The organism is Colwellia sp. F1 (assembly GCF_056238625.1).
On sequence record NZ_JBWDLI010000007.1, the window covers coordinates 115,298 to 137,005 of the forward strand.

The window sequence follows — 21,708 nt, forward strand, 5'->3', positions numbered from 1 at the left end:
ATATAGAAGGTGGTTAAACATGCACGCTAAAAAAGTAACGCAGTTTTTTCAAGAATACCTAAGCGCATTTAAACGTTATGATCTTGATAAAGTGACGGCCTGCTACAATTTACCTTGCACGTTACACACACAAGATCACGTGGTATTACTGCAAAATACTAAAGCACGCCAGCATGCGCTTGCGAATAGTTTTGCACAATTACAACAAGCAACAGTCAGTAAAATAATCGTTAACAACGCAAGTTACACTGTTGTGACTGATAACTTATTGCTAGCGAATGTTGATTGGGCTTTTTTTGACGAGCATGGCGAGTTATTTACTGATTTCTGTGCGATTTACTATTTAGTGTTAAGCGATAATGAATTGAAAATTATTAATGTTGTCTCGCATGAATTATCAAATTCGCAGTCACTAGACTATCCAATTCAGCTAGAAAATTAATAACAGAGGATATAAATGAAAGTAAAAGTAGCTATATTAGGTTGTAGCGGCCGTATGGGGCGCAACCTTATTCAAGCAGCTCATGAACACAAAAGCATTGAGCTTATTGGTGGTAGTGTTCGCGCTAGCTCATCATTTGCAGGGTTTGATTTAGGTGAACTGGCCGGCATAGGGGCATTAGGTTTAACCGCAGCCACTGAATTAAACCAGTTGTCAGAGGCAGATGTTTTTATTGATTTTACTTCAATAGAAACAACCTTGGAAAATATACTTTGGTGTCAGCAACACAATAAAGCGTTAGTGATTGGCACAACCGGCTTTAATGATGAGCAAGTAAACCTGATAAAACAAGCTGGCGAAAATATGCCGCTAGTACTAGCGCCTAATACCTCTGTGGGTGTGAATTTAATGTTTAAGCTACTTGAAATCACTGCAAAAGCGATTGGCGAGCAGACCGATATAGAGATTTTTGAAGCACACCATAGATTTAAAAAAGATGCGCCTTCAGGTACAGCCGTTAAAATGGGACAAGTTATTGCTGATACACTAGGGCGAGACCTTAGCCAATGTGCGGTGTATGGTCGTGAAGGGCTTTTAGCTGAAGGCATGGAAGAGCGCAGTAGGGAAACAATAGGGTTTGCTACGGTTAGAGCGGGCGATATTGTTGGTGAGCACACGGCATTCTTTGCTGACTTAGGAGAGCGATTAGAAATAACACACAAAGCGAGTTCGCGCATGACGTTTGCTTTAGGCGCAATGCGTGCGGCATTTTGGTTAAATGAAGCTGACAATGGCTTCTACGATATGCAGGATGTTTTAGGCTTAAAAGAGTAAGCCTAACTATTTCCCGACCCAAGATCATTGTGTTGGGAATATAGATAACTACTACTTTTAGCTACTTGGCGGTTAAAAGCGAGTAACAGACACAAAACACTAAGTTTTACACTTTTTACTAGACGAAACACGCTGACAAGCGTAGAATAAGTGGATTTTGTCAAAAATTTAGCTAAAAGCCAGTTTTTGACATTTTTCATGTACAAATTTTTTGATTGTTTCCGTTTATTTTAAAGCGGTTTTCTATAGCGTCTTAAAGTTTTTTAATATTCTTTAAAATAAACGTTTCACATTCTTTTCTTCATTTTGGAGGTTACATTGGCTATATCTGCTATTTTGGTACTGGAAGACGGTACAGTATTTAAGGGCACCGCAATTGGTGCAAAGGGAACGGCTGTTGGTGAAGTTGTATTTAATACTTCAATGACAGGTTATCAGGAAATTCTTACCGATCCTTCCTATGCAGAGCAAATAATTACCCTGACTTACCCACATATTGGGAATACAGGGGTAAACTGTGAAGATAAAGAATCAGACACTATTGTTGCTAAAGGTTTAGTCATTCGAGACCTACCTTTATTAGTCAGTAACTTTAGAAGTGAACAAAGTTTAAGTGAATACCTTGTTAATAATAATGTACTCGGTATTGCTGATATCGATACACGTAAATTAACCCGCCTATTACGTGAAAAAGGCGCGCAAAAAGGTTGTATTCTTACCGTAGACAAAGACAACGATGAAAGTTTAGCGGCAACAATCAGTGATAGTGTGGCGCAAGCTAAGGCATTTTCTGGTTTAAAAGGTATGGACTTAGCCAAAGTTGTTTCAACTAAAGAGCAATACCAATGGACTACTGGTAGTTGGTCATTAGGTAGCCCAATGGGAGAAGGCTATTCTAAGCCGACAAACTTTGATTTTCATGTGGTTGCCTATGATTTTGGCGCCAAACACAATATTCTGCGCTTACTCGTCGACCGTGGTTGCAAACTGACCGTAGTGCCAGCGCAAACACCAGCAAGTGAAGTGTTAGCAATGAACCCTGATGGTATTTTCTTATCGAATGGCCCTGGAGACCCTGAGCCATGTGACTATGCAATTGAAGCCATTAAAACATTTTTAACTACCGACATCCCTATTTTTGGCATTTGTTTAGGCCATCAATTATTAGGTTTAGCGAGTGGTGCAAAAACGGTCAAAATGAAATTTGGCCACCATGGTGCTAACCATCCAGTAAAAGACATTGATCGCGATGTAGTAATGATAACATCACAGAACCATGGTTTTGCTGTTGATGAAGCTAGCTTGCCCGCTAACCTAAAGGTGACACATACCTCATTGTTTGACGGCTCTTTACAAGGCATTCACCGTACTGACAAGCCAGCATTCAGTTTTCAGGGGCACCCAGAAGCAAGCTCGGGCCCGCACGATGCTGCACCATTGTTCGATCACTTTATTCATTTGATCAACGAATATAAAACCAACACGAAAGCAACACAAGCTTAATCCACACCCTGACAAGAGAAGATAAGAGAGAATAGCGACATGGCAAAAAGAACAGATTTAAAAAGTATCTTGATCTTAGGTGCGGGACCAATTGTGATTGGTCAAGCGTGTGAATTTGATTACTCAGGCGCACAAGCATGTAAGGCGTTACGTGAAGAAGGTTACCGAGTTATTTTGGTTAACTCTAATCCTGCGACCATCATGACTGACCCAGAAATGGCCGATGCAACTTATATCGAGCCTATTCACTGGGAAGTTGTACGTAAAATTATTGAAAAAGAGCGCCCTTGTGCAGTATTACCAACAATGGGGGGGCAAACAGCGTTAAACTGTGCGCTTGAATTAGAAGCTAAAGGCGTATTAAAAGAGTTTAACGTAGAAATGATTGGCGCCACAGCGGATGCCATTGACAAAGCTGAAGATCGCAGTCGTTTCGACCAAGCAATGAAGGCTATTGGGTTAGAAACGCCACGTGCTGAAATTGTCCACTCAATGGAAGAAGCCCATGAGGCAAGCAAGCGTTTAGGGTTTCCTTGTATTATTCGCCCATCATTTACTATGGGTGGTTCAGGCGGCGGTATAGCGTATAACATTGAAGAGTTTACGGAAATTTGTACTCGTGGACTTGATCTTTCACCAACGTCTGAATTATTGATTGATGAATCGTTAATTGGTTGGAAAGAATATGAAATGGAAGTAGTTCGTGACAAAAATGACAACTGTATCATTATTTGTTCAATAGAAAACTTCGATCCAATGGGAATTCATACCGGTGACTCAATCACCGTGGCTCCAGCACAAACGCTCACGGATAAAGAATATCAAATTATGCGTAATGCTTCCCTCGCTGTATTACGTGAGATAGGTGTTGAAACGGGTGGCTCAAACGTACAGTTTGGTGTTTGCCCAGACACAGGACGTATGGTTATTATTGAAATGAATCCACGTGTCTCGCGTTCATCAGCATTGGCATCAAAAGCAACAGGTTTCCCTATTGCTAAAATTGCAGCAAAGCTAGCGGTAGGCTTCACTCTTGATGAATTGTCAAATGATATTACCGGTGGTAAAACACCAGCCTCATTTGAACCAACTATCGACTATGTTGTCACAAAAATACCACGCTTTAACTTTGAAAAATTTGCTGGCAGTGAAGACAGACTTACCACGCAAATGAAGTCAGTTGGTGAAATAATGTCTATAGGCCGTAATCAACAAGAGTCAATGCAAAAAGCGTTACGTGGCTTAGAAGTTGGTGTAAACGGCTTTGACTCTATGGTTGATGTAACACAGCCAGGTGCAAAAACAAAAATAATGCACGAGTTGCAAGAAGCAGGTGCGGATCGTATTTGGTATATTGGTGATGCATTCCGCTTAGGGTTAAGCGTTGATGATGTGTTCCGCTTAACCAAAATCGACCGTTGGTTCTTGGTACAAATTGAAGACATTATTTTAGAAGAAGCAAAGGTTGCTGAAGGCGGCTTAAAAATACTTAATGCAGACTACTTACGTCAATTGAAGCGAAAAGGCTTTGCTGATGCTCGCCTAGCGGATGTTATTGGTGTTGCTGAAGCTGAAATTCGTAAAAAACGTCACAATGCAGATATTTTCCCAGTGTACAAACGTGTAGATACCTGTGCGGCTGAATTTAGCTCAGACACTGCTTATATGTATTCAACGTATGATGAAGAGTGTGAAGCAAAGCCAACAGGCAGAGAATCTATCATGATTTTAGGCGGTGGTCCAAACCGTATTGGACAGGGCATTGAATTTGACTACTGTTGTGTTCATGCTGCCTTGGCGTTACGTGAAGATGGCTATGAAACTATCATGGTTAACTGCAACCCTGAAACGGTTTCTACCGATTATGACACCTCAGACAGACTTTATTTTGAATCAATAACGTTTGAAGATGTACTTGAAATTGTCCGTATTGAAAAGCCTAAAGGGGTCATCGTGCAATATGGTGGTCAAACACCGCTTAAATTAGCACGCGCTTTAGAAGCCGCTGGCGTACCAATTATTGGTACCTCACCAGATGCTATTGACCGCGCAGAAGACAGGGAGCGCTTTCAACAAGCGGTGGATCGCTTAGGTTTATTACAGCCGGAAAATGCAACAGTAACCTCGCTTGATGAAGCCATGGCTAAAGCCGAAGCAATAGGCTTCCCTTTAGTTGTCCGCCCATCTTATGTGTTGGGTGGTCGTGCTATGGAAATTGTCTATGATCTAGAAGACTTACGTCGTTATATGACCGAAGCGGTAAGTGTGTCTAATGATTCACCGGTACTACTTGACCACTTCTTAGATGATGCTATTGAAGTTGATATTGATGTTATTTGTGATGGTGAAAGGGTCGTTGTTGGCGGGATAATGCAGCATATCGAACAAGCAGGTGTTCACTCGGGTGATAGTGCTTGCTCATTACCGGCATACAGTTTAAGCCAAGAAATACAAGACGTTATCCGCAAGCAAGTAACAGACCTAGCCTTTGAATTAGGTGTAGTAGGCTTAATGAATACACAAATGGCTGTTAAAGGCAATGATGTTTACTTAATTGAAGTAAACCCTCGTGCTGCGCGTACAGTACCGTTTGTTTCAAAAGCAACCTCTATTCCTATTGCTAAAATTGGTGCTCGTGTTATGGCGGGTAAATCACTGGCTGAACAAGGCATTACCGAAGAAATAATACCACCGTATTTCTCTGTTAAAGAAGTGGTTATTCCGTTTAATAAATTTCATGGTAGTGACCCATTAGTTGGCCCAGAAATGCGTTCCACCGGTGAAGTAATGGGCGTTGGTGAGACTTTTGAAGAAGCTTATGCTAAAGCTAATTTAGGTGCGGGTGAATCTGTTCCTAAATCAGGACGTGCCTTAATTTCAGTGCGTAACTCTGATAAAATACGGGTAGTCGAGCTAGCTAAACAAATGGTTGCTTTAGGCTATGAGCTTGACGCAACGCACGGTACTGCTATCATTTTAGGTGAAGCGAATATTCCAGTACGTTTGGTAAATAAAGTACATGAAGGCCGCCCACATATTCTTGATAGAATTAAAAATAGTGAATACAGCTACATTATTAATACTACTGAGGGGCGCAAAGCCATTGAAGACTCTAAAGTATTACGTGGTGGTGCATTACGTTATAAAGTCGCTTATACTACAACATTAAATGCTGCATTTGCTGCTTGTCAGGCGCATTCTGCTGATGATAGAAATACAGTCACTTCTATTCAAGAGTGGCACAAACGTTGTAAATAAAAGTAGTGGGCTTAATGTAAGTTGAGCCTACTCTCTCACTTAGCAAAGCGTGAATAATATCCCGCCTACAATCTGTAGGCGGTTTTTTTTAAGCGCGTTAAAATATAAGATTAAAATTATGAGTCAATACCCAATGACAGTTCACGGCGCGAATGCATTGCGTGAAGAACTGAACTATTTAAAAACGGTAAAACGCCCAAGAATAGTGTCTGATATTGCAACAGCACGAGAACACGGCGATTTAAAAGAAAATGCTGAATACCATGCAGCCCGAGAACAACAAAGTTTTTGTGAAGGGCGCATTCAAGAGATTGAAGGTAAATTAGGTAATGTGCAAATTATTGATGTTTCAAAAATTGCTAATACAGGCAAAGTTATTTTTGGAGTGACGGTAACCTTATTAAATATTGATACAGAAGTTGAAGTTAAGTATCAAATTGTCGGTGACGATGAAGCCGATATTAAACAAAATAGGATCTCGATCAACTCCCCTATTGCTCGTGGTTTAATTGGTAAGTCGGTTGATAGTGAAATTGAAATATCCACACCTGGCGGGGTGGTTGAATATGAAATAATGGCAGTAGAGCATATCTAAAGACTGCATTAGTTCAACACTAAATAAGGATGAGTTTCAGGCAATAATAATTCATCAAGAGCAATAAAAAACCCATGGTATTATAAGTCATGGGTTTTTTTTATCGCTTCAATTAGGGGGTACGTAACAAAATTAAAACCATAGGTATCGAGACTAGAAAGGATCTTTTAAAATTTCATCAATTACCCACTGGCCGCTGTTGTTTTGAATTAATGACAGGCGCTTTGCATTCTTTATTACTTTGTCATCAAAGTAGCCTTCAATATAAACGGTTATGGTGGCTTTATCTTTAAATCGCTCTCTGATTTTAAGGCCAGAGTTATCCGGTTGTATATTTGTCACCTTCTCGTAAGACATATTGAATAAGTGTCTAGCAACCGACTGCGACGTTTGGTAATGTAATAATAAACGAGCCAGTTTAGGTGAGCAAACGGATGCCGCTTTAGTAATGTTTTTTTCATTATATATTGCCTCAAAAAAAGCAACAGCAACAAGTTTCGGGTTATCAATACTCTTAATTTTTTCTTCTTTATTACAGCCAGACAGAAAGAAGATACAGATCAGAATAAATGGTACTGTTTTGGTCATAGGGATACTAATTACCGATATTCACTACTACTATGATACTTAGCATAACCTAAATAACTTTGCTTGTTAAATAACTTTACTTGCTAATAAAAAAGGTGCCGAAGCACCTTTAAAAATGTAATATTAAACCTGTATAACTTATTAATATCAGGTTAAAAGCAGTCGATATGCTTTTAATGCAACATTACTGTACTAATTCTTTCTCTGAAAAAGTATCGCTAAATAACGCTGTTGATAAATAACGCTCAGCTGAACTTGGTAAAATGGCAACGATAACTTTACCTGAGTTCTCAGGCTTTTCAGCAAGACGCTTAGCAGCAACAACAGCAGCACCCGATGAAATCCCAGCAAGAATACCTTCTTCTTTCATTAGTTTATGTGCCATTTCCATAGATTCATCATTAGTGATTAGCTCAACACCATCAATAATATCTAAATCTAGGTTACCAGGAATAAAACCTGCACCAATGCCCTGAATTTTATGAGGTCCTGGGGTGAGTGTTTCACCGGCAAGTGCTTGACTAATAACAGGAGAGTCAGCTGGTTCAACTGCAATAGCTTGTACTGCTTTACCTTTTGTTTGCTTTAAATAACGGCTAGTACCTGTAATAGTGCCACCTGTACCTACACCAGCAACTAATATGTCAATATCGCCATCTGTGTCATTCCAAATTTCAGGACCCGTTGTCTCTTGATGAATTTTTGGATTAGCTGGGTTGTCAAATTGACCCAACAAGACATACTTTTGAGGATCAGAATCTTTAATTTCTTGTGCTTTAGCAATAGCGCCATTCATACCTTTAGCGCCATCCGTCAACTCAACTTTAGCACCTAATGCTGTTAACAATTTACGGCGCTCTAAACTCATCGTACTTGGCATGGTTAACGTAATGCCATAGCCTCTAGCTGCTGCAACAAATGCTAAAGCAATCCCAGTATTACCACTGGTTGGCTCAACAATTTCTTTACCAGGTGCTAATAATCCTTTCTCTTCAGCATCCCATACCATACCTGCACCAATACGACATTTAACACTAAAGCTTGGGTTTCTTGCTTCTATTTTTGCATAAACAGTTGCTGTTGGCGTACCATCGCTGTTTTTGCTAGCAATTACACGGTTAAGTTTTACCAAAGGGGTATTACCAATGGAAGTTGAATTATCTTTGAATATATTAGACATCGCGGGTTCCTGTGACTATTTTCACTAAAGTATATTTGTTAAGATAACGTTTTACGACAGAAAAAGAAGTGATATTTTGTTATATCTTATATAATATTATGGAATAGATAAATGTTTATCTAGTACCATTTTAACTAGTTGATATAAAATACTCTTCAATCACTTTCATAAAATATTGGAAAATAGCATGAGTGCATTTCAAGGTACAAGTAATTATATCGCATCAAATGATTTGCAGTTAGCTGTTAATGCTGCGATAACGTTGGAAAAACCTTTGTTAATCAAAGGTGAACCAGGAACAGGCAAAACAATGCTCGCAGAAGAGCTAGCGGCCAGTTTAGGTGTCGAGCTTATTCCATGGCATATAAAATCAACCACAAAAGCACAACAAGGCTTGTATGAGTATGACGCAGTATCACGCTTAAGAGATAGCCAATTAGGTAATGACAAGGTTGAAAATATTGCCAATTATATTATTAAAGGCAAGCTTTGGCATGCTTTTACCGCAGATAAACGCCCTGTGTTATTGATTGATGAAATAGATAAAGCCGATATAGAGTTCCCGAACGATTTATTGTTAGAACTTGATAAAATGGAGTTTTTTGTTTATGAAACACAAGAAAAAATTGTCGCTAAACAAAGGCCTATTATAATTATCACGTCAAATAATGAAAAAGAGTTGCCCGATGCCTTTCTCAGACGCTGCTTTTTTCATTATATTAATTTTCCTGAAAAGTCAGAGATGCAAGCGATTGTTGATGTACATTTTCCTCACATCAAGAAGAATCTACTCGAGGAGGCGTTGTCGTTATTTTTTGATTTACGCGACATGCCAGGGCTTAAGAAAAAACCTTCTACGTCTGAGTTAATTGACTGGCTAAAATTATTGCTAGCCGAAGATATTTCTAGCGCAGTGTTACAAGAAACACGACAACATAAAGCTATTCCACCACTGCATGGTGCTTTATTAAAAAATGAACAAGACGTTCATTTATTTGAAAAACTTGCCTTTATGCACCAACGTCATCGTTAGCTGAGACTATGAAGCTATGTTAATTGATTTTTTTTGTAAAGTCCGCGATTATAAAGTTCCGTGTACCTTGCGTGAGTTACTCGACTTACTTCGTGCGTTAGAGCAGGGCGTAGTGTTTGCCAGTATTGATGATTTTTATAGTGTTAGTCGTACAATTCTTGTAAAAGATGAAGTACATTTTGACAAATTTGACCGAGCTTTTGCTAACTATTTTCAGGGGGTTGCGGCCCGTGAGCTAGATTTATCTGCAATACCAGATGAGTGGCTACAAAAGCACTTTGAAAAGCAATTAAGCGCACAAGAAAAAGAAAAGATAGCGGCCTTAGGCGGGTTGGATAAATTAATGTCAACGCTAGCTGAACGACTAAAAGAGCAAGAGAAGCGCCATCAAGGTGGTAATAAGTGGATAGGAACAGGGGGAACTTCTCCCTTTGGCGCATATGGGTATAACCCTGAAGGTGTACGTATTGGGCAAGACAATTCTAGGCACCGAAAAGCGACAAAAGTATGGGATACGCGTCAGTTTAAAAATTTAGATGCCAGTGTTGAAATCGGCACACGTAATATGAAAGTTGCCTTGCGTAAACTGCGCCAATTTGCGCGTACGGGTAACAGTGAAGAGCTTGCTCTTGATGATACGATTGCAGCAACAGCACGTAATGCGGGTTATCTTGAGATAAAAATGAAACCTGAACGTCATAATACTATTAAGGTGTTATTGTTTTTTGATATTGGTGGTTCAATGGACGATCATATTAAAGTATGCGAGCAGCTTTTTTCAGCAATCCATGGGGAGTTTAAGCACTTAGCGTTTTTTTACTTTCATAACTGTCTTTATGAAACGGTTTGGCGTGACAATAACCGCAGACATAATGAAAAAATTGATTTGTTACAAGTGCTGCATACCTATAGTCGAGACTATAAAGTTATTTTTGTTGGTGACGCGACTATGGGGCCTTATGAAATAACCTACCCAGGGGGGAGCGTAGAGCATTGGAATGAAGAAGCAGGTAGTGTCTGGATGAAAAGATTAACCGACCACTTCGATAAAGTGATCTGGTTAAACCCACAGCCTGAGCAACAATGGCCTTACTACGCTTCAATACAAATTATACAGCAATTAGTGACAAATAAAATGTACCCATTAACGTTAGCCGGGCTGGCACAGGGAATTAAAGCGTTAATTTAATTGTTAATCATACGGTAATAATGAATATCATTGTTAGTTTTTAATTTAGCCGTTATGATGGGTTTACTTAGCATTGGCTTTATTCATTTTTCATTTTATAAGTAATTACATGCCTTTAACTATCCTCGATATTTCTGCCTTGTTGGCCTTTTTTCTTTCTTGGTCTGGTTATACTTGGTTTGCGCGTAAAAAAGCAAAAACTACCGATTGTTTAGCCCGTGGTTTACATCAGCATAGAATTTATTGGATGTATGAAGCAATAACTAAAGAGATTAGAGTGGGGGAAGCGGCATTGTTGGCAAACTTAGAGCGTAATATTGCTTTCTTTGCTTCCAGCACGCTTTTAATTTTAGCGGGTTTATTAACACTTTTTGCTAAGGTTGATACCTTAGCAACGGTTATTGCTTCGATGCCTCATGCAGATCAACCTAATCACATAGCAATAAAAATAAAACTCAGTTTGCTGGCCTTTATTTTTGTTTTATCATTTTTTCAATTTACCTGGTCAATGCGTCAATATGGTTTTGTAAACGTAATGATGGGAGCGGCACCCATTGATCTTTCAGGAAAAAATGAAAATCTTAAGTCTTATGCGAGGCAAATGGCGACAGTACAAGATCAAGCAGCACATTCTTATAATTATGGTCTACGCTCTTATTACTTTGCCCTAGCTGCCATGTGTTGGCTTTATCACCCAGTACTTTTTGTGTTAATGAGTGCTTGGGTTGTTTTTACTTTATATAGGCGAGAATTCAATTCAAAAGCAGTAAACGCTATTACTGCAGGGCAAAAGTTGTTAGCGCTTGAATATAATGAAAAATTTAAGTTATGAGTAAAAGGTGAATAACAATAACGCTAAGCAATATCAAGGTTATTCAGTTGGAGATTTTGATAGCCATGATTGCTTGAAATTGTCGAAGAGTTTATATTTTGTCTTAATATTCTTACTGCGCGGCTACCTTGTTTGGCTCATGTCAGTAACGAATATGCGAGATAGAGTCAGTATTATTACTTGGATATACCCTGAAACCTCGCTTTTTTATTTTAGTTTATTCTCAGGTGCTATCGGCTTATTTATATTACTTATTATTACCTTGCGCAGGCCTGAAGCAGCTAATTGGGTTAAGTTTTGTTGGTGTCATTGTAGAAAAATTTTGATCATGGCACTGATGTTTGATTTATTTAGCCATATTATTGCTTATTTGTATTTACAACTATTTTCTGTGGAATGGTTGATTACGCAAACCCTCATCAGTATGGCATTAATCTTATTATGTTTAACCAGTAAACGGTTTAGAATAAACTTAGCAGAGTTCCCACAAAAGTTACCAGAAAAAAGCCCAACTAATAAACAAAAGAGAGAAATAAATCGTGAGCGCTAACCCCCCTGTTAACACTGTCAATAGTGAAACAAATAATCATGTAAAACAAGAAGAACGATTAATTATTCTTGATACGGAAACAACAGGGATCAACTTCAGAGAAGGACATCGCATTGTAGAAATTGGTTGTGTAGAAATGATCAACCGGCAACTGACCGGACGAACCTTTCATGCGTACATAAAGCCACTTGATGCAAGAGGGCAAGTGCTTATCATGGAGCAAGAGGTTATTAATATTCATGGTTTAACGAATGAATTTTTAAATGATAAGCCTATTTTTTCACAAATAGTTGATGAGTTTGTAGACTTTATCCGCGGTGCAAACTTAGTGATTCATAATGCTAAGTTTGATATCGGTTTTATGGATAATGAGTTTTCATTAGTCAACTTTGCCGAGCGTGCGCACGATAAAATTCCAATGACGGAAGACATTTGTACAGTTACCGACACACTGAAAACTTCTAAAGATGAATTTGGCTCACCGAAAACATTAGACTTTTTAGCCCGTTTTTATAAAGTTGATAAACTCATTGACCGTACTTATCACGGCGCTTTAATTGATGCACAACTGCTTGCTTTTGTCTATATTGAAATGACGCGTAAGCAGGCCACATTCAATTTGTCTGTGGGGGACAATAGCAGTGGGGATACAAATGAAATAAGACGCTTAAGTCATGACAGAGAAAAACTAAAGGTTATTGCTGCCACTGCCGATGAAGTGTTAGCACATAAAGAAAGGTTGGCGGTTATTAAGCAAAAAGGGGGGGAGCCACTTTGGATATTACCAAACCATTAATATTGTGTTTTTTTTTTCTCATTATCGAAAATAAGGCTTACTCACAAGAAATAACCACACCCACAGAGCAAGCTATAGCGCAGGCAGGCTCGCAGTATGAGCAAGAGCAACTAAATAAAAGAGCAATAGATTTTTATCAAAGTGATAATATTACAAACAGTATTCCCTATTTTGACAATCGCTTTCGTATTGACGCTGAAGTTGACGAAATAACCCTTATATTTTTTAGGGTTCGCGGCAGTAAACCTGTAATTTTAGTGCAACCAGACGGGAAAAAAATTCGGGTTAATGATTATGATCCGCAAAAAGTAAAGTGGCATGATGACCGTACTTTTGACATGATTACAATGACTAAACCTATGCCTGGCCCCTGGCAAGCAATAGGTAATATTTTGCCAGAAAGTAAAATATTAATTGTCTCAGAGGTAAAAATTGAAGTAGATGCTTTACCTGAAGTATTGCTCGTCGGTGAAACGATAAAAGTTGAAGGAAAACTTTACAATGGCGGCGAGGATATTGATGTGGCAGAATTTAAAGAAGTTATTAGCTTAAATGTAAACTTCTTTAGCACCAATAACTCGAACTATGACAACTTTGGCGCCGATGCGCTTAGGGTTACATCTTTTAGAGATGACGGCCGTGAGCTCGATGAATATGCGAGCGATAATATTTACACAGGTGAATTTGTTTTAGATCTACCTTCGGGGGAATGGCAGCCTGTTTTTGTAATAAAGCTACCTTTATTTACAAGAGAGCTTCGCCAAGCGCCGGTACTTGTGCATAAGTTACCTGTTAGCATCTCAGTAGAGACGTCTAACAGTGAAGATGTGCCTCATCGTTTATTATTAACGATTGACCCTACATATGTAGACCCTAGCAGTTTAATTTTTCAAGGCAAAACAACCTTTCCAGACAACCAAACTAAGCCTTTCTCAATTATTGACCATACAAACCCAGAAAAGAGAATAAGAAACATCCCTTATACCGAACCAGGTATTCATCGGGTTAACCTAAGTGCATTTGGTAAAACAATCAATGGTCGAGAGTTTCGCTTAGTTATTCCTGAATTTTCATTCAATATTAAAGCTGATATTAATCAAATGCTTGGTAAAACAGTAAACAGCCAAGGTGATGAACCCGTAAAGGAGATAAGCAACACCAAGCTGCCATTAGTTGAGCAGCAAGTAAAGCAGGCGCAAGAACAGGCAGCCAAACTTGCGAAGGAGATAGCACAACAACAAGCAATAGCGCAAAAAAATAATCAGCAAACGATTATTTTAATTGTGGCTGGTAATACGGTTGTTATTTTACTCGCAGTAGCATTGTTTTTATTTATGCGTAAAGGTAAAAAATAAAAGGTTAATATGAAGTAAAAAAAGCCTTTTTATATTATTGGCTTTCCTTTTTAATTTATTTGTAATATGGTTCATTTATTGAACTAGTATAAATTATCAACATAGCATTATATAAAGGACGCGTTTTGTATGCTTTATTTGAATATCGGTACTCATAACAATCTTAAAAAAATTTATCAGCAAGGTTTTACGTTAATTGAAGTACTGATTGTTGTTGCGATTATTGGTATTTTATCAGTCGTTGCTTTACCGTCATATACCAGTTATATGCAAGATGGTCGTCGTGTTGATGTTCAACATTTTATCTTACAACAAATTGCTATATTAGAGCGGCAGTATACTAGAGAGGGACAGTACCGTAGTGCAGGGACAGGGTCTACAGAATTTAGTATAGCAGCAACAGATTTTTATAGCTTTACATACACCCCTTCACCGACAGCGACATTAAGAGATAAATTTACATTAACAATAACCCCAAAAACGGGAAGCGCTCAAGCCGGAGATAAGTGCGGTGTGATGACAATAAATCACCTCGGAGAAAAAACAGCAACACCAGCGGCTTTATCTGCCGCCTGTTGGGGAAATTAAGTAAAAAAACAACAAAGGATGACAGCGTTGTCAGTTTGCGCTGTCTACACCTTTAATATGGAGTAGTAATAAACAGTATGAGAGCAACAGCACAAAACGGCAGTATATGTAGTGATAACATTATTAAAATAATGACAACAAATGACAGCGCTGTCTTGGTTATGAGAAGTTATTTCTCTTTTACTTCTAGATATTTGAAAAGGGCATTAACATGAAAAAATTACACGGTTTTACTTTAATTGAAGTGCTTTTTGTTTTAGTTGTTGTTGGTATTTTAGCTTCTGTAGCAGTACCTTCCTTTGCAGATCAAATGAAGCGTAACAGGTTGGTAGCCAATGCCAATCAACTACAAAGTGTATTTAAGTTTGCTCGTAGTGAAGCCGCAAAAAGAGATAAAGATATCTTATTAGCGGAAGATAATGGTACATGGAAAGTTATGTTAGCGGGGCAAGTTGAGCCATTACAGCAGTTTAAAAAAACGCACAGTAGTATAACGGTTACTGGTTTAGCTAATCTTACGGTATCTAGCACAGGTGAGTTGTTAGGGGGCGCAGTAGGTGCGTATTTAGTCACCGATAATGACAGGGCTACGGTAGATTATTGCTTAAACATTTTGTCGAGTGGACAAAGCTTTTTAATTAACACTAATGCATGTTAATCAAGGCCTTACAAGGAGTAATGTAATGTGTACAACGAGTGAAATATTAAATAATAGTCCTATGAAAAAGCAAGCTGATTATAGACCATTGTGTCTTAACGCTAAATTTACTATTACCAGACAACGGGGGGTTACCATTGTTGAAGTATTAATAGCTATTGTTATTTCAAGTGTGGCCTTACTAGGCTTAGCAGCAGGCCAATTAAAATCCTTACAGTATGCAACCAATAGTTTCAATTATACAGTTTCGTTAGTACAAGCCAATAATGTGATTGAGCGCACTTGGGTACAATTATGTAACATACAATCAGGCGTTGTTGCTTACGATGCTGCTTATGCGAAAGCCAATTTCCAACCACAAATTAACGCGTATGATATTACTGTTACACCAGCAGTAGGTATCCCCTTTACTAATAACCTTGATGTATCAGTTAACTGGAATGATACACGGATGGCTGATGCAAACCTCAGTGTTATTCGTATTAATGCTCAATATCCAGAATGTCCTTAAGTAGGTTGTTTATGAAACATAATAAGGGTTTTACGCTAATAGAATTAATGATTGCTTTAGTGATCAGTAGCTTTGTACTTTTAGGGATCACCAGCACCTATTCGTCTATTCAAAGCAGCATACAAGTGAGTAAAGAATTAGAAACAGCCCAAGAAGTGATTCGTTATAGTTCTCAAGTATTTACCCGTAGTTTAAAACAAACATTAGTAACACCAACGATAGTAGGTGCTACTCAAATAAGGGTAGAGCAAAAAGCGAATACACGCTCTTGTTTCGGTAGTGTAGTCGCCACAGATTACGTAGAAACCTTTACTTTTATTCAACCCAATTTACGTTGTAAGTTAGTCGATGCGGTAAGTGAAACAGAGCGAGTTATTTTAACAGAAGTCAATAATATGAGCTTTGCTGTGAATGGAAATTTAATTTCTATTACCGTAGAGCCAAGCGCCTTACCACAAAACCTTCTTGTAGGTGGTAGTACGGGAGTGCTTATTGATATATCACTGACAAGTCTCATTTTACAAGACGCTATGCCAGCACCTTAATAAGTTGTATAAAGGAATTATTATGTTAAGTAAACGACAGAACGCTAGTGCTTCTATAAAAAGCACAGTGCCACCTTTGACAAAAAACCGCTATAAACAATCAGGCTTTACCCTTGTTGTTATTCTTATTTTAAGTGGTTTAGCCAGTGTGCTGGTTTTAAATTCATTAAAAGATAATGTAAATCAAGAACGATTAAGTGGGAATTTTCAGAAAAAAATCAACGCCAGGCTGGCCAGCGAGCAGGGCATCTTTGAGTCAATGACAGACGCAAGTAACTTTTTAAAAGATAAGGATAATGCTGGTGCCACTATCGCTGACATAGTTAATGAAATGAGCACAAAAGCAGGAGGTACAACATTAACGCATGGTGGCACGAAATATAAAGTCGACTTTATTGACAGTACTACAGGTGAGTTGGTGTTATCGAGCATCGGTAACCGTTTTGAAGGGGAATCAGCATTAAAAGTTCGTTTGAAAATAGTACCAGGCGGTGGTGGATCTTATTTTTCTAATGCGGTGGTAGGTTGTGAAGGTGTTAATCTAAGTGGTAGTGGGCAAGTAGATAGTTATAACTCTCAGCACAACTCTTATGATGCAAATAACCCAGGTAAAGAAGGTGATGTATCGACTATTGAAAAAGACACGGGTAATGTTGTGCTTGGTGGGGCTAGTCCTATCTATGGAGATATTAGCGCAACAGGCATTATCAATACTAAAACATCAAGTGTCGATGGCAATCTACACGCAAATGGCGGTATTACAATTGGCTCAGGTGGTGGTAGTGGTGTTTCTATAGTACATAATGGAAAGAATAAAAATGTTCGAGTGAGCGGCAATATTCAGACTCGCGGTAGCTATTCGCAGAATGGGGGATATATTGCTGGGTATGTCCGTGCTAATGAAAATGCGTATATGGGGTGGTCTAACTTTATATTAAATACAGCGAGTGCAGGGCTAGATATTCTATATGGGGGCTCTGGTACCTTTAAAGATACGACCAATAATAAGCATTATGAAGACAGTCAATATCAACTATTTCCAGATGTGGTGAAAGTAAAAGATAATGATGCTACCGATCCAGACTATGAACCTGATGATCCTGAAACAAATTGTGATCACTTAGGGATTGAGGCTGTGGTTAGCACCGTTGATGACGGCACTAATAATTTAACTGCCTTTAATTCGGCGGGTAGTGGTAAAAGTTATACACTAAATAGTACTGACTTTTATGAAAACATAAATAGCCCAATCTCTTCAGCTACCAAGGAAAAGGTCTTAGATAATGCCAATACAGATGTAATAAAGCTTAAAAGCTTTAATTTAACCGGTAGTGATAATATGGTTATTAATGGCGGTGATGTTACCTTATTTGTTGAGGGAGACTTTACCATGGCAGGAGCGACAAAAATTACCATTGCTGCTGGTAGCAGTTTAACCCTGATTATTAAGGGCAAAGTAAACCTTGGTGCTGGGGCGGACATTATTGCCGAACAGCATGGTTGGACTGACTCGTCAAACCCTTCAGAGTCGCTACCTGCAATGCGGATTTTTTCATCTTATAGCAGTACAGGCGATGGGGTAAGGTTGAGTGGTGATTTTGAAATGTATGCTGCCATTTATGCACCTTTAGCCCATATAAACATTGCCGGCAGTGGTGAACTTTATGGTGCTATACGTGGGAAAACAGTGAAGGTAACAGGTGGCGCGGCTATTCATTATGATGCAGCTCTTGGTGAAGGTGGCAGCGGGGGCGGAGGCGGGTCTCAACCTCGATTAGCATTCTTAGGTTTTGAATACTAATAGCCTTGTCTTAGTTCTAGTGACTGTGTTTGTGTGTTTTTCGTTTATAAAGGGAAAAACTTCCCTTTATAAATCGATATTAATAATTCCTTACAAACACTATTAAACTTACAGCGATAGGTTTAATAAACTCCCTTCCTTGCTTATAATGCTTGCATCACTATCGCTAGCTTGTTTACTCATATCATGAAAAATAAATTTTTAGTTTGGGACCTACCTGTTAGATTGTTTCATTGGTGCCTTGTTATTTCACTTTTTGCCGCATGGTATACTTCAGAAGGTGAACGAAACCTAATTAGTTACCACTTACAAATCGGTTATTTTATTTTAGGCTTAATTAGCTTTCGTATTATTTGGGGGGTGTTAGGTACTAAACATGCAAGATTCACCCAATTTATTCCCAGAAAGTCAGCATTGGTAAGTTATTTTAGAAAGTCTAAACAGAACAGCAGTTATACTACAGTTGGTCATAACCCTTTAGGTGGGCTAATGGTAATCTTGATGTTAGCATTGTTGTTGGCACAAGCGATCAGTGGTTTGTTTATGAATGATGATGTATTTACCACAGGTCCTTATCACGACAGCGCTAGTAGCGCGGTAAAAAGTATTATGTCGTCAATACACAGAAATGCTTTTGATATTATTATTATTGCGTCAGCAATACATATAATCGCAGTTTTTTATTACTTACTTGTCAAAAAATCTAACCTGATTATACCTATGGTTACCGGCTATAAAAACCTTGATGATACGGAAAGTCACCACGGAATTAAGTCATCAAAATTACTGTTGGCATTCGTGGTTGCTTTACTGGTGGTAGCATTGTTATATTGGTTATTAGTACTAAATGTGCCCGTAGAAGAATTTTATTTTTAAACCGTATCGCCGCACTAGAGTAGAATACATTAAACGACACATTAAGTGAAAAGGCCTGAATTGTAAATTCAGGCCTTTCATATTAAGTCGAGCGGTTATGAATGAGCTCGTTAACTAGGTATTAATCTTGTTTAAAGTCGTCGTGACAACCACCACAGGTTTTGCCAACACCACCAATAGCGGCTTTAATTGCAGACTCGTTACCCGAAGTTGATGCTTTAACTAATTTTGCTGACGCTGTGGTTAAATCATTTATTCTTTTCTCAAATGCTTTGCGCTCAGTCCACACTTTATTTAATGCAGCGGTATCAACTTTATACGCACTAGTATCTGTTTTTGTGTAATCATCAAGCATGTAAGATATTTGGTTAATGCGTGTTGCATTTCTTTCTACAATTTTTGCATCAAGTGGTATCTTTCCTTTTGCCATAGCACCTAATGTGCCCATGTTGGCACCCAGTAAGGTAAAAACAGAATGACGCAAATCCGTTGCTTTGTTAGCATGTTTTTCTGATTGTGCAGTGTTCGCTATAGCGCCATTAGCGGCGACCATAAGCGCACAAGCGGCGATGATTTTTGTTGAAGCTAATTTCATTTTTATCCCCTTTAGGAGTCTACTAGAGTCAATATTAAATAGTTAGTCTAAACTCTACCACTAAAGCCTTCACTAGTTAATAGCTATATTGTAGGGCTAGGGTAAAGCTATTAGATATTTACCAGCGTTAATAATTTTTATTTGCTCGCCATTTTAGCACTGTTAATTATTTCACGCGCCATTTCATCAGCAACGATATCAGTGGGTTGGTTTGTCTCGTCGGCTTTTTTAAAAACATCAAGTAAAGTGTCGTAGATGCCTTCTACTTTTTTAGTGGCTTTTTTGACATGATAATCATCTTCAAAAGACACATTAATAATACCGCCGGCATTAATTATATAGTCAGGGGCATATAAAATACCCTTGTCGACCAAAGCTTGACCATGACGCGTTTGTGCTAACTGATTATTCGCACAGCCTGCGATTATTTTAGCTTTTAATCGATTGATTGTATCATCATTAATGCTAGCACCTAGCGCACATGGTGAATACACATCAACGTCTTGATCATATATCTCAGTTAAACTGACAACAGTAGCATTTAATTCACTAGCGGCTTTTTCAAGCGCTGTTTGATTAATATCGGTAACAAAAAGTTTAGCGCCTGCTTTATGTAAGTGTTGGCAAAGACCATATCCGACACTTCCTAAGCCCTGTACAGCAACTTTTAGCCCACTTAAATCGTCACGGTTAAGTTTGTGTTTTACACAGGCTTTTAGGCCTAAAAACGTGCCTAGGGCGGTAAAAGGAGAAGGGTTGCCACTTTTCCCTTCTGTGCCTGTTACAAAAGTGCTAGTTTTGTTTACAACAGCAATATCTGAGGTGTTTATATTAATATCTTCAGCACTATAGTAACGCCCGTTTAATTGATTTAACGCATTGCCAAAAGCTTGAAATAAGGCTTCAGACTTTATTTTTTTAGCATCACCAATAATGACGGATTTGCCGCCCCCCATTTTTAAACCCGCCATAGCATTTTTATATGTCATCCCCTTAGACAAACGCAAAACATCAACAAGCGCTTCTTCATCACTAACGTAATCCCACATTCTACAGCCACCAATAGCAGGCCCTAATGCTGTGCTGTGAACAGCAATGATTGCTTTGAGGCCAGATGCTTTATCACTAAAAAAAGCAACTTGTTCGTGATCGTCAAAGTCAGGCAGATCAAAAAAAGCCATATGTCTATTTCCTCATTTATATAATGGTTTTATTTATTTGCGCGAACCTTACCACTTCATAATTACACACACTAGTCGTGATAAGCTTATTAGAGGAAAAATTACCATTGAAGTGTTCAGAAATTGGTACACATTTTGTACCGTTGCTTTAACTAACTGCCTTATAACCACTTGTGCACTTGCTGTACGAACCGTGAAAATATACTTTATCGCTTAAGCAATTTAGCCTGAGTTAGGTTGAGTGTTGGCCTTTTAATGAGTGTGCAGTTCTAGGTGCTGTATATCATGCGGGTTAATAGACTTGAACGCTCACATAAAGTGATAGCGAGACTGGAACGTATTTTCTAACATAAGCAGCGCGTCTACAATGCCGCCTAGTGGTTTTTGAACTAGTGTGTTGAAATGGTGCGGGTCAAGAGACTTGAACGCTCACATAAAGTGATAGCGAGACTGGAACGTATTTTCTTAACATAAGCAGCGCGTCTACAATGCCGCCTAGGGGTTTTTGAACTAGTGTGTTGAAATGGTGCGGGTCAAGAGACTTGAACTCTCACATAAAGTGATAGCGAGACTGGAACGTATTTTTCTAACATAAGCAGCGCGTCTACAATGCCGCCTAGGGGTTTTTGAACTAGTGTGTTGAAATGGTGCGGGTCAAGAGACTTGAACTTTCACATAAAGTGATAGCGAGACTGGAACGTATTTTTCTAACATAAGTAGCGCGTCTACAATGCCGCCTAGGGGTTTTTGAACTAGTGTGTTGAAATGGTGCGGGTCAAGAGACTTGAACTCTCACAT

The 21,708-nt window shown here is 38.7% G+C and carries 21 protein-coding genes; 17 read left to right on the forward strand and 4 right to left on the reverse strand.

Annotation, left to right across the window (positions count from 1 at the left end):
* Positions 1 to 19: 19 nt before the first annotated feature.
* From AC0UA9_RS08415 to greA, 5 genes are all read left to right on the forward strand, one after another.
* Positions 20 to 442 carry a hypothetical protein gene (locus AC0UA9_RS08415; RefSeq protein ID WP_475659246.1) on the forward strand — a complete coding sequence of 141 codons (423 nt, stop codon included), beginning with the start codon at positions 20 to 22 and terminating at the stop codon, positions 440 to 442.
* 15 nt (positions 443 to 457) lie between these two features.
* Positions 458 to 1,276 carry a 4-hydroxy-tetrahydrodipicolinate reductase gene (gene dapB / locus AC0UA9_RS08420; RefSeq protein ID WP_475659247.1) on the forward strand — a complete coding sequence of 273 codons (819 nt, stop codon included), beginning with the start codon at positions 458 to 460 and terminating at the stop codon, positions 1,274 to 1,276.
* A gap of 318 nt (positions 1,277 to 1,594) precedes the next feature.
* A complete protein-coding gene (carA, locus tag AC0UA9_RS08425) occupies positions 1,595 to 2,779 on the forward strand; it encodes a glutamine-hydrolyzing carbamoyl-phosphate synthase small subunit (protein WP_475659248.1) in 1,185 nt (394 codons plus the stop codon).
* A gap of 39 nt (positions 2,780 to 2,818) precedes the next feature.
* Positions 2,819 to 6,037 carry a carbamoyl-phosphate synthase large subunit gene (gene carB / locus AC0UA9_RS08430; RefSeq protein ID WP_475659249.1) on the forward strand — a complete coding sequence of 1,073 codons (3,219 nt, stop codon included), beginning with the start codon at positions 2,819 to 2,821 and terminating at the stop codon, positions 6,035 to 6,037.
* A gap of 118 nt (positions 6,038 to 6,155) precedes the next feature.
* A complete protein-coding gene (gene greA / locus AC0UA9_RS08435) occupies positions 6,156 to 6,632 on the forward strand; it encodes a transcription elongation factor GreA (RefSeq protein ID WP_475659250.1) in 477 nt (158 codons plus the stop codon).
* A 153-nt stretch (positions 6,633 to 6,785) separates the two neighbouring features.
* On the opposite strand, the gene AC0UA9_RS08440 is transcribed toward greA, so the two are convergent.
* Both AC0UA9_RS08440 and cysK read right to left on the reverse strand, forming a co-directional pair.
* Entirely contained in the window at positions 6,786 to 7,220 is a 435-nt protein-coding gene (locus AC0UA9_RS08440; protein WP_475659251.1) for a hypothetical protein, read from the reverse strand.
* A 184-nt stretch (positions 7,221 to 7,404) separates the two neighbouring features.
* Positions 7,405 to 8,400: a cysteine synthase A gene (cysK, locus tag AC0UA9_RS08445; RefSeq protein WP_475659252.1), complete on the reverse strand. Its 996-nt coding sequence runs from the start codon at positions 8,398 to 8,400 to the stop codon at positions 7,405 to 7,407.
* Positions 8,401 to 8,587: 187 nt separating this feature from the next.
* On the opposite strand from cysK, the gene AC0UA9_RS08450 reads away from it, so the two are divergent.
* The 12 genes from AC0UA9_RS08450 (at position 8,588) to AC0UA9_RS08505 (ending at position 19,134) form a co-directional block, all read left to right on the forward strand.
* The gene (locus AC0UA9_RS08450) at positions 8,588 to 9,433 is read left to right on the forward strand and encodes an AAA family ATPase (protein WP_475659253.1); all 846 of its coding nucleotides are present in this window, start codon (positions 8,588 to 8,590) and stop codon (positions 9,431 to 9,433) included.
* A 16-nt stretch (positions 9,434 to 9,449) separates the two neighbouring features.
* The gene (locus AC0UA9_RS08455) at positions 9,450 to 10,622 is read left to right on the forward strand and encodes a vWA domain-containing protein (protein WP_475659254.1); all 1,173 of its coding nucleotides are present in this window, start codon (positions 9,450 to 9,452) and stop codon (positions 10,620 to 10,622) included.
* Between the two features lie 109 nt (positions 10,623 to 10,731).
* A complete protein-coding gene (locus AC0UA9_RS08460; RefSeq protein ID WP_475659255.1) occupies positions 10,732 to 11,454 on the forward strand; it encodes a DUF599 domain-containing protein in 723 nt (240 codons plus the stop codon).
* A 7-nt stretch (positions 11,455 to 11,461) separates the two neighbouring features.
* A complete protein-coding gene (locus AC0UA9_RS08465) occupies positions 11,462 to 12,004 on the forward strand; it encodes a DUF2919 family protein (RefSeq protein ID WP_475659256.1) in 543 nt (180 codons plus the stop codon).
* A gap of 61 nt (positions 12,005 to 12,065) precedes the next feature.
* Positions 12,066 to 12,800 (forward strand): DNA polymerase III subunit epsilon, encoded by a 735-nt coding sequence (gene dnaQ, locus AC0UA9_RS08470; RefSeq protein WP_475659353.1) that lies wholly within the window; start codon positions 12,066 to 12,068, stop codon positions 12,798 to 12,800.
* Entirely contained in the window at positions 12,779 to 14,155 is a 1,377-nt protein-coding gene (locus tag AC0UA9_RS08475) for a TIGR03503 family protein (RefSeq protein ID WP_475659257.1), read from the forward strand. Before dnaQ ends, AC0UA9_RS08475 begins: the two co-directional genes overlap by 22 nt.
* 129 nt (positions 14,156 to 14,284) lie before the next feature.
* Positions 14,285 to 14,743, forward strand: a complete 459-nt coding sequence (locus AC0UA9_RS08480) for a type IV pilin protein (RefSeq protein WP_475659258.1) — start codon at positions 14,285 to 14,287, stop codon at positions 14,741 to 14,743.
* A 211-nt stretch (positions 14,744 to 14,954) separates the two neighbouring features.
* Positions 14,955 to 15,401 carry a GspH/FimT family pseudopilin gene (locus AC0UA9_RS08485; RefSeq protein WP_475659259.1) on the forward strand — a complete coding sequence of 149 codons (447 nt, stop codon included), beginning with the start codon at positions 14,955 to 14,957 and terminating at the stop codon, positions 15,399 to 15,401.
* 25 nt (positions 15,402 to 15,426) lie between these two features.
* A complete protein-coding gene (locus AC0UA9_RS08490) occupies positions 15,427 to 15,912 on the forward strand; it encodes a type IV pilus modification PilV family protein (protein WP_475659260.1) in 486 nt (161 codons plus the stop codon).
* Positions 15,913 to 15,923: 11 nt separating this feature from the next.
* On the forward strand, positions 15,924 to 16,457 hold the full coding sequence (locus tag AC0UA9_RS08495) for a PilW family protein (RefSeq protein ID WP_475659261.1): 534 nt from the start codon (positions 15,924 to 15,926) through the stop codon (positions 16,455 to 16,457).
* Positions 16,458 to 16,479: 22 nt separating this feature from the next.
* Positions 16,480 to 18,258, forward strand: a complete 1,779-nt coding sequence (locus AC0UA9_RS08500; protein ID WP_475659262.1) for a DUF7305 domain-containing protein — start codon at positions 16,480 to 16,482, stop codon at positions 18,256 to 18,258.
* A gap of 186 nt (positions 18,259 to 18,444) precedes the next feature.
* On the forward strand, positions 18,445 to 19,134 hold the full coding sequence (locus AC0UA9_RS08505; RefSeq protein WP_475659263.1) for a cytochrome b/b6 domain-containing protein: 690 nt from the start codon (positions 18,445 to 18,447) through the stop codon (positions 19,132 to 19,134).
* Between the two features lie 121 nt (positions 19,135 to 19,255).
* On the opposite strand, the gene AC0UA9_RS08510 is transcribed toward AC0UA9_RS08505, so the two are convergent.
* Positions 19,256 to 19,729, reverse strand: a complete 474-nt coding sequence (locus AC0UA9_RS08510; protein WP_475659264.1) for a c-type cytochrome — start codon at positions 19,727 to 19,729, stop codon at positions 19,256 to 19,258.
* Positions 19,730 to 19,866: 137 nt separating this feature from the next.
* On the reverse strand, positions 19,867 to 20,910 hold the full coding sequence (locus AC0UA9_RS08515; RefSeq protein WP_475659265.1) for a Leu/Phe/Val dehydrogenase: 1,044 nt from the start codon (positions 20,908 to 20,910) through the stop codon (positions 19,867 to 19,869).
* Positions 20,911 to 21,708 lie beyond the last annotated feature (798 nt).